Origin of the sequence: Actinoplanes sp. NPDC051633, from assembly GCF_040681735.1 — a bacterium.
Taxonomy (GTDB): domain Bacteria; phylum Actinomycetota; class Actinomycetes; order Mycobacteriales; family Micromonosporaceae; genus Actinoplanes.
The window spans coordinates 1-3,454 of the sequence record NZ_JBFAZH010000844.1; the positions used below are offsets into that span (position 1 = coordinate 1).

Below are 3,454 nucleotides of genomic sequence, written 5' to 3' on the forward strand. Positions count from 1 at the left end.
CGTCCTTGGCACATCGGAAACCGATGTTGCCCGTCGAGGTGTCGGGGGTGTTCGCCATCCTGGCGGAGACCCGGTAGCGGTAGCAGTACGACGCATGGCACAGATACGACCCGCCGCGCAGCGCTCGGCGCTCCCCCGAGGACGGCCCCTCCGGATTGTGTCGGGTCCCATTCAGGTGCCACGTGGGGCTGAACCAGTCAGCTGTCCACTCCCACACATTTCCGGTCATGTTGTAGAGGCCGAAACCATTGGGCGCGAACGCATTCACCGGCGCGGCGCCCAGGTAGCCGTCGGCCAGCGTGTTCCGGCCGGGGAACTCGCCCTGCCACACGTTCATCAAATGCCTTCCTCCGGGCCGCAGCATGTTGCCCCAGGGAAAGCGCATGCCGTCGAGGCCGCCGCGGGCGGCGTACTCCCATTCCGCCTCCGTCGGCAGGCGCAGGCCCGACCATCGGCAGTAGGCCACGGCGTCATCCCAGGAGACATGGACCACCGGATGATCTGCCCTGACGTCGAGCGTCGAACGCTGGCCCTCGGGGTGCCGCCAGGAGGCGCCGGGCACTTCCCGCCACCATTGCGCCCCGACCACCGCCCGGGTCGGCGGGAAGTTGTCCGGAAGAAGGCCCGCGAAGACGAAGGACACCCCGAAGCGCTCGGCCGAGGTCACATGACCGGTCGCCGCGACGAACTCGGCGAACTGGTGATTGGACACAGCGTGGGCCGCGATGCGGAATGGGTCGACCCGGATCGACCGGACCGGACCTTCACCGTCCCCCTCGTAGGCGTAGGCGTCGTCGCTGCCCATCCGGAACCAGCCACCGTCGAGCGCCACCAGTTCCGCGGCCGCTGGCCGGACCGATGCCGGACCCGGTAGCGAAAGATTGAACGGCGCTCGCACCGTGGCAAGCTGGACGGGAGCGCAGCAAGCTCCATGTTCCTGCTCACTCATCGCCGCGCCCCTTCGTCTGGCCCGATGATCCACGGTGATGGATTCACCCGGTCGCCGGCATCGTCCGCAACGGGTGAACCGTTGATGTGGCAGGCGCGCGGCGGTCCCGGCCGGCGTCGGCACCCCGCCAGCGTCTTGGCATGATCGGTGTCGGGCCCTTGGCGAGCGCAGAGGTTCTATGTCGCTCGGTTACCCGGTCGTGCGTCGTCGGGTGTTTGCACGTGGTGGCCGACCTCGGGCTGCGTCTCGCCCCGGAACGCGGTGATGGCCTCGGACAGGCTGGGGAAGATCCGGCTGTCGGGAAAGCGGTGTTTTAATCCGTAGACATTCAGGACGTGCAGCAGGGAGGTGTCCGCGCGGGCCAGGACGAGGGTGACTGCCTTGGCGTCCAAGTAGTCGCAGAGCCCGGCCAGACTGATGCCCGCCGAGTAGTCGATGTCGTCGATGGACGCCGCGTCGAGGATCACCCACCGGACCGGGTCCGGGGCGTTGTCAACGAGCGCCTCGAGATCGTCGACGAAGCGGTTGGCGTTGGCGTAGAACAACTCAGCGTCGTATCGGAAGACAATCAGACCGGGCTCGCTCTGGTGGCCCGGTGCGGCGGGCTGGAACGACGGTGCTCCGTGCGTAGTGGTGATCACGAAGTCTTTCGGGTTGTACTGCCTTCGGATGATCTCCAGGATCGACGCGATGACGGCCAGCACGACGCCCTGTATCACGCCCCATGCGAAGACCGCGATGCCGGTGGCGGCCGCGATGGCGAACTCGCTGCGCCGTCGCGCATAGATGCGCCGCAGGCCGGTCACGTCGATCAGGTCCAAGCCGACGAGAAAGACGATCCCGGCGAGGACGGCCTTGGGCATGTCGGCGAGCGCCGCAGTGAAGAACAGCGTGACCAGGAGGACCACGGTCGCCAGGGTGAGGTTGGCGACCTGGGTGCGGCCCTTCTGCGCGTCCAGGATCTGCGTCTTGGTCGGGCTGCCGTTGACGACGAACGTCCCGCTCAGACCAGCGGCGATGTTGGCGGCAGAGAGCCCTACCAGATCACGGTTGATGTCAACCCGATCGCCGTGCTTCATCGCGAAGCTGCGGGCTGTCGCGGCGCTCTGGGAGATGATGAGAATGAAGCAGGAGAAGGCGACCCCGGCAACGTTCAGCGCGTCTCCCGCCGTGATGCCCTGGGGCAGCCCGAGGGGCGGGAACCCGCCGGTGACGCTGCCGACCACGGCGACCCCGTGCCGGGCGGCGTCCGTGACCGCCGAGATGATGATGAGCCCGATGACGGCGACGATCGCCCCGGGAATCTTGGGCGCGAACCGCTTGAAGGCCAGGATGATGATGATCGTGGCGGCGGCGAATCCGGCCGTGGTCCAGGAGATCCGGGGTATCTCAGTCAACCAGGCCCACTGCTGCTCGAACCAGTTTCCCGTTCCCTTAGCAACGCCGAGCATCTCGGGGATCTGACCGGACAGCACCGAGACGCCGACGCCAGACAGGAATCCGATCAGCACTGAGGCCGAGAGGAAGTCGCCGAGGAAGCCGAGCCGCAGCAATCTCGCCAGCATCAGCAGTACGCCGCACACCATCGCGGTCAAAGCGCACATCGCGACCCAGTTCGGCGACTGTGGCGTGAGCCCGGGGATCGTCACCAGCAGGCCGGCGGCCAGGATGGCCGCCGTCGCGGAGTCTGCGCCGACCACAAGCAGTTTGGAGGCGCCGAGAAGAGCGAACACGGCTGCCGGGAAGATGACGGTGTACAGCCCGGTGACGATGGGCGTCTGGGAGATCGTGGTGTAGCCCATCACCTCCGGGATCGCGACCGCGGCCAGGGTCACCCCGGCGACGATGTCGGGCACCAGCCAGCCCTGCCGGTAGCCGCGTAATGCCACCGGGGTCAGCCGGATCAGCACGCGCCTCATGGTCGACCACTCCGGCTCCGCCGCGCGCCTCCCCGGATCGACCTTCCCGGTCTGCTCATTTCGTCGATCCCTGATAGGGCCGCGCGGGTAGGACCGGTGGCGACCGACCGGCGCTCAGGTACCCCTTGTCGGCAAGGAGCTACACCAGCCCGGTGATCGTTGAGCACCATGTCAGGTCACCGCCTTCAGCCGGTCGTCGGCGTCCAGACTGGTGGTCGAACGTGGGGACGGTCGTCATCCGGCCGGGATGAGGCATCCGCGGAACCACACCACGCTCCAGGGGGCAGACGACACCCTTGGCGGGCCGTCGCCAGAGGGACGGTCCCGTTTCACTCGCTGGGGGTGGTGGGAATCGGGCAGCGCTGCGGCATCGTGACCTCTGCAGCCGGGCGATCCGGAGGGCTGAATTTGCTGATGCGGCGCCGGCCGCGCCGGACGAAGCCAAGGTGGGCGCCTGAACAAGCGGTCACGAGAGGAAACGCCATGACGGGTCTACACCGCGGAATCGCCCGCACCGGAGGCGCCGCCGCCCTCTCCAACCGCGTCTTGTGCCGGCAGGCCGTGGCCCAGCAGCTCACGCAGCGGA

2 protein-coding genes are annotated in these 3,454 nt (G+C 67.7%); both read right to left on the reverse strand.

Features of this window, described 5'->3' with window-relative positions:
* A partial coding sequence (locus tag AB0M20_RS33135) for a formylglycine-generating enzyme family protein (protein WP_364304275.1) occupies positions 1–832 on the reverse strand: 832 nt, incomplete at its 3' end.
* A gap of 293 nt (positions 833–1,125) precedes the next feature.
* The gene (locus AB0M20_RS33140) at positions 1,126–2,859 is read right to left on the reverse strand and encodes a SulP family inorganic anion transporter (protein WP_364304276.1); all 1,734 of its coding nucleotides are present in this window, start codon (positions 2,857–2,859) and stop codon (positions 1,126–1,128) included.
* Between the last annotated feature and the right edge of the window lie 595 nt (positions 2,860–3,454).